The following is a 5677-nucleotide window of genomic DNA, read 5'->3' as shown; positions in this document are numbered from 1 at the left end:
TTTCATGCTTTAAAACGTCTACCTTTAAAACAAAGACATAAAAAGCTGCACGTATAGTGCAGCTTTTTTGCAAAATCTTCTGATTGTCTTTTTGTATTATTGTCTCTCTCATATCAGACAACTTCACCAGCCCATCATCCTTAATACTCCCCTTTCAAAAAACATAAGGAGCTGGTCATTGCTGCCAATAGGCATTGTGCTTGTTTTAGAAAAGAGCTCTGAAAACTTCCTTTCTCAACTGATCATCAAGAAAAACTATACAAAGCATGGGATATCCCATAAACACGTAGAAGAAAATTGTACCTTATAACCTCTTGGGGAGGAGCATTGTGACAAAGAAAAAATCCATGATTTTTACCCAAATGGGACTTTTCCTTGTTTTGGGCTTTAGCAGCTTTGCCGATGAAACAGCACAAGTTACATTTGCTCTCCACTTAGCAGAAAGCACAGCATCTATTTCAATGCTGCTGTTTGCAGGGCTTGTCGGGGCAATTTGTGCCGGACCAATTGCACCACGCCTCTTGCATCGCTTCCAACCAGCGCGAACAGTACCCATTGTTTTATTGTTTGAAGCACTCTTCATAGCCGTTGCCGCAATCGCCAACCAATTTTGGGTTTATATTGCACTTTCTTTCGCACTAGGTTGTGCTGGTTCACTCTTTTGGTCTGCTATCCTCGTTTCCGTCCCAGAATTTGCAACCAATGATCAGCAACTAGATCGACTAAACCGCGTTATCCAAACAGTTCGTAATCTTGGCTACATTGCCGGACCACTGCTAGGGGGTGTATTGTATGGAATATCAAATGGGCAAAAAGGGCTCTTTGCACTATCCATCATGGTTCTTTGTGCTACCTTTATCACTCTCTTCTGTTTTAAAAGTTTAAAAATACATACGCAAACAACAAACACAACACAGCAAGCCAAAAAAGGGCTAGATTTAACGGGTCTCTTGCGTAAAAAAAATGTTGTCTATGCTCTTTCTCCCCTCATCATTACCATCATCCTTACCTCTGCTCTCAACGTCTTATCGATTGTCCGCATTCGTACCGATCTCAACTTAAGCGCTGAAACCTATGGGGTAATCACAAGCATGTTAAGTCTTGGCCTCGTGGTTGGTCCACTCTGTTTCTCCAGTCTTTTTCATCGCTTTGGCAATGCCGCTGGTGCATCACTTGCCGCTACAATCATTGGTTTTGCAATTCTCTGCTTTTCCTTAACACATATTGTATGGTTGATGATGCTGTCATTTTTCATCTTTGGGGGTGCAAACGGTGTGCAAAATGCTCTAATGGCAAGTTTTATGATGAAAGCCATTCAGAAAGAACATCGAAACAACCAAATGCCCGCCTATATCTTTATCATACAAACAGCGGTGTGCATTGGCTTTCTAGGAGCCGGTTTTGTCCATGTTCATCATACCCAAAGCACACTGTTTATCATTGGCATCGCCACAATGATCGCAGGCATATTAGGTTTTATCTTGAACAGTGCCGTACAAAAAAAAGGAATATGATAATGGTTAACGGACTTTGCTATCTTTGCTCTCAAGCAAACCATACACCCCAAAAGGACATGACAATCACCCCTCGATAAAATCGTTGTATCTCCCATACAACCCCACACCAACCAATAAGACTTTGATGAACCACTCTTGAGTGTGGAAGAGCTAACAACCATTCCCAAAATTTAGTTTATAGCAAAATAGAAACCGGTTTAACATCATGCAACAAGATCCTATAGGCTTAAACTTTTACAATGGAACAGGCGGCTATGTGTGGCAACTGGCAGACTATATGCGACATGATTGTCATGAGATCTCCCACACACTTGAATTGCAAAAACCAACACCACCCATAGCCATCAATTCTTTCGCTGTCTACCCAAGTGAACTCAATCCTTTATCACGCGTTCAATGGGCAAAAGATGTACAAATAATAAAAAACAAACCAGCACTCATTGGCAAACGGCAAATACAACCCATCACCATTGTTTCTACAAAAGGAGCGGCATTTGGCGGATTCGACTTTCCCACATTTGAAGCACTTCGTGAAAGCTGCCATGTCCAATCACTGAGGGAAATACAATTCAATGGTACTCTTCTTGCCTCTGGAAGTCTTTTGATCTCACTTTTACAACACGGGTCTCATTCAAACAAATCAACAAGCCTTTTCACCAGATCATGCAACCGCTCTTTTACGAGAGCCAACAGTATTATCATAGATTCTTCTCTTGACACTCTTGCCATTAATCAACTCAATGGGCGTACAATCCAACTGAATGAAAAAACCAACCCTCTCTTGCAAAAAGCCACAACCAAAATGCACATTCAACACCCCATAGAACAAACAACCACGTTTTTTGTAAAAGCAGAAATAATGATAAGGATCAAAAGATGTCCCTGATAAGCCCCGATATGGGAACAGAAAATAGTGCACAGCTCATTTATGCGCTCATTCAAATGGCAAGACCGCGCACAGTCATTGAAATCGGTGCTGGTGATAGTACGTGCTTTATCGCAAAAGCACTGCAAAAAGCAAAACAAGCATGGCAACAAGATAAAAAACTTTTAGAATCCTCCACCTGGGAAGAGCGCACAGCTTTGCTTGACCCTTCAGGAATCCTTGAGAATTACGAACCACGGCTTATCACCATTGATGATTTTTCAGCAGAAGGCCAATCAGCCGAAGAAGCATGGCAAAAACTGCTTCAAGACGGTATTGAAAAAGACATGGTAACATTTATCCATGAGAATTTCTTCTCTCTCGATGATGAAACGCTCAAATCTTGGGGACCAATAGATTTTGTTTGGCTTGATGCTGGAACGCCCGCAGATGATGTGCGATTTGTTACCACAGTTTGGGAACACATCACCGCTGGTGGTTATCTTTGTCTACATGAACCAACAATGACCACAACAATTGCTCACAATGGCGAACAACGGGTTCGACGCGTCAGAACTCCCATCTGGGAAGAAATTCTCTACCGGCTTGACGGCTCCTATGAAGCTTTAACACTCCCCGAAAACCACAAATATCGCCAGGGTGGTCTGGGGATTATTCGCAAACGCACCCCAGCCGAACAAATTGTACGCGCACAATCGCTCCAAGCAGAACTCATAGAAATCAATGAAATTCCCATTCGCAATGATATTTTGCCCATGGGGAAAGAAACCCTTCACAAACGCAATACCCGCAATTCACTGATCTCTGCCATGACCTCACCGACACTGCGCGCTGTTTATGCCGCCATTATCCTTGGTGCAAAAAATCTTACTGATATCCTCAAACATGTCGATTCAGATGCCAAAAACATTCACAAATCCATCAGTCGCCTTTTGAATCTTGGACTTATTCACAACACAACAGAAGGATTTCAAGCCGAAGAGACAGTGTGGAAAATGCTAGAAAATAAACATGAGCGAAATAGGGAAAATTTAAGCGACAGCCATTTAGAAACAGAAGAGATGCTATCAAAAATTGGTGAAGCCTTTCAAAAGGAAAAAATCTATAGCGAAACGGAAGTTTCCAAGATATGCAACCTCTTTACGATAGACTTTGCCCGATTACGACGCACTCTTGTTGAGAGAGGTTTTTTACAACGCCATGGAGGCAAATATCAACGCATGCGCTAAAAGAGATTTGAAAAATGATTAGCGAACTCTATCGTTTTTCTTCTCTATTTCAAGAGAATGAATAACCTTCCACTAAAAAAATATAATTTCATTAAAAGGTTACAAAATCATTCATCCCATTCATATGTTGACAATCTATGGGGGGATAGTACATCCTCTTCATAAAGGATAAAATGGAAAAGCAAGAATGCGGGGTGCCAATTGGTTATCAAAAAGGATTGGGTGGTTATCAAAAAGAATTGGGAATAGTCAAAATCATCAGGAGAAGATATAGGATCAAGGTCTCAATGATCTTACGGTTGTTGCGCGAACATCAGGGCACAGTATTGTTGCTCAATCCAAATCATGCTCGATATTTCTAAAAACATCGTAGAAAAAACAATATTCTTGCATTGGACTGGCTGGTGAATCAAGAAGGATCCTATTTCAACGAAATGTGCACAGCAGAAACAGGGCTGACAAAACTTCCTCAAGAGATACAACAAAATGTATTTGATCATTTAACGACACTTCTATGGAAATTCCATGGGCAAAAATAAAATAACTTTTTTCATCTATAGCACAGTTTTTCTTTCTGAATTTTCCTTTTTCTTTGTACTCCCTTTGCTTGGAAACTCTTCTCTCATAACTGCTGCCAATGTCGCTTTTTATCTCGCTGGATCAGTAATCCTTGAAAGCATTCTCATGGTAACCACAACGGGTTTATTAGAAAGATTTTCGCGTAAACTCTTAATGGCTAGCGCCTTTATTTTAAGGAGTAGCGCTTTTGTGTGCATTATCCTATCGCTCACACCTTCTGCATGGTTGATCTTTTTTACCTTAATGGCTTTTTCGAAAGCAGTTTCAAAGCCATTTTTGAGAGAAATTTTATCAGAACATCTCAATGAAAATGCTCTTAAACGCGCATTAACTCTCTATTCTTTTTTTCAAAATGCTGCTGTCGTTATCGCCCCTCTTGTTGCAACGAGTGCCATAAAATACAACGCATCAACCTTCTTAATGGCTTTTTTTGCACTCATTGGTTTGTATCTTTGTGTTCTATCCATTCAAATTGTTTATCATTACCCACATAAAACATTATCTCTTGAAAAGAATAAAAAAACAAAAAAAGCTCTTCTTTCTTCTTTAAAAACAATAATACATAATCGTTCTATTGCTTATTTACTGGTCACGGCTTTGCTTTGTGCATTCCTCATGGGAATTTTCATCACCACCACAACACTTCTCAATAAATTTGACAGCAATCTCGCCCCTTATAGTGGAATTTTCTTTTCAATTGTTGGCATCAGTATTTGTATCTGGCAGGGGGTAATCAATAAACATCTCACCCTTTCCGATAAAGCAACTTTTTATCTGCTCTGCTTTATGGGAAGTTTCGCTGCATTTTTCCTCATAGGTGGGGTCTTTACCGCTGTGACTGCGTTAATTGCCTACAGTGTCTATGAATCTGTCATGATTCCAGAGATATACTATCAAGCAGGGAAAACAACCTCACCCCTCTCTGCCAGTGTTCTTTTTAGTTATATTCTTGTTATTTCAAATATTGGCCAAGCTGCCGGCTCATGGACAAGTGGATGGATCATCAGCCATTTCAACAATCATATCGCTTTCACCTTTTGCATGATTGTTGGTGCCTCCGCCTTTGCTTCTTGCCTTTGCCTCATGCAAACGAAAAAATAAGCAGCTTCCATGTCACATATCATTTTTGAAAACCCGTAGCACAACAAGAGCACTCAAAATAATTCGCCATAAATCACTCAATTATGGGTTTGTAATACAATCTGCGGCAAAGAAGCTCGAAACGGTCTTTAAAGATTGCTCTGTAAGGCTCCGTTGCCAATTGCCTCATAGCATAAAGTATTATGGGGGCAGACAAGCGTAAGGTAGCTACATTCTGCACGAATAATATTCTATTGATATCCATGTGCAACACAGCCAAAGCATTTTTTTATAATTCGCTCATTAAGGATTTTGAACTAATCAATCTCAAGCCTCGCCATGCGCGTTTAACTTTTAATGCCGCCCATTCTCTCTCAATTTATATT

The 5677-nt window shown here is 40.4% G+C and carries 5 protein-coding genes; all 5 read left to right on the top strand.

Features of this window, described 5'->3' with window-relative positions:
• The first annotated feature begins 329 nt into the window (after positions 1-329).
• On the top strand, positions 330-1514 hold the full coding sequence (locus ACFILD_RS08390; protein ID WP_375665068.1) for an MFS transporter: 1185 nt from the start codon (positions 330-332) through the stop codon (positions 1512-1514).
• 208 nt (positions 1515-1722) lie between these two features.
• On the top strand, positions 1723-2403 hold the full coding sequence (locus tag ACFILD_RS08385; protein ID WP_375665066.1) for a hypothetical protein: 681 nt from the start codon (positions 1723-1725) through the stop codon (positions 2401-2403).
• Complete coding sequence (locus ACFILD_RS08380) at positions 2394-3632, top strand: DUF2087 domain-containing protein (RefSeq protein ID WP_375665064.1); 1239 nt, start codon at positions 2394-2396, stop codon at positions 3630-3632. The genes ACFILD_RS08385 and ACFILD_RS08380 overlap by 10 nt, the downstream gene beginning before the upstream one ends.
• Positions 3633-3805: 173 nt before the next feature.
• Positions 3806-3994, top strand: a complete 189-nt coding sequence (locus ACFILD_RS08375) for a hypothetical protein (RefSeq protein ID WP_375631794.1) — start codon at positions 3806-3808, stop codon at positions 3992-3994.
• Positions 3995-4157: 163 nt separating this feature from the next.
• Positions 4158-5312: an MFS transporter gene (locus tag ACFILD_RS08370; protein ID WP_375657807.1), complete on the top strand. Its 1155-nt coding sequence runs from the start codon at positions 4158-4160 to the stop codon at positions 5310-5312.
• Positions 5313-5677: the final 365 nt, after the last annotated feature.

This window comes from Bartonella sp. CL162QHHD, assembly GCF_042195435.1.
Taxonomy (GTDB): Bacteria; Pseudomonadota; Alphaproteobacteria; order Rhizobiales; family Rhizobiaceae; genus Bartonella.
The sequence above is the reverse complement of the archived record's forward strand: the minus strand, read 5'-3'. Positions and strand labels throughout refer to the sequence as shown.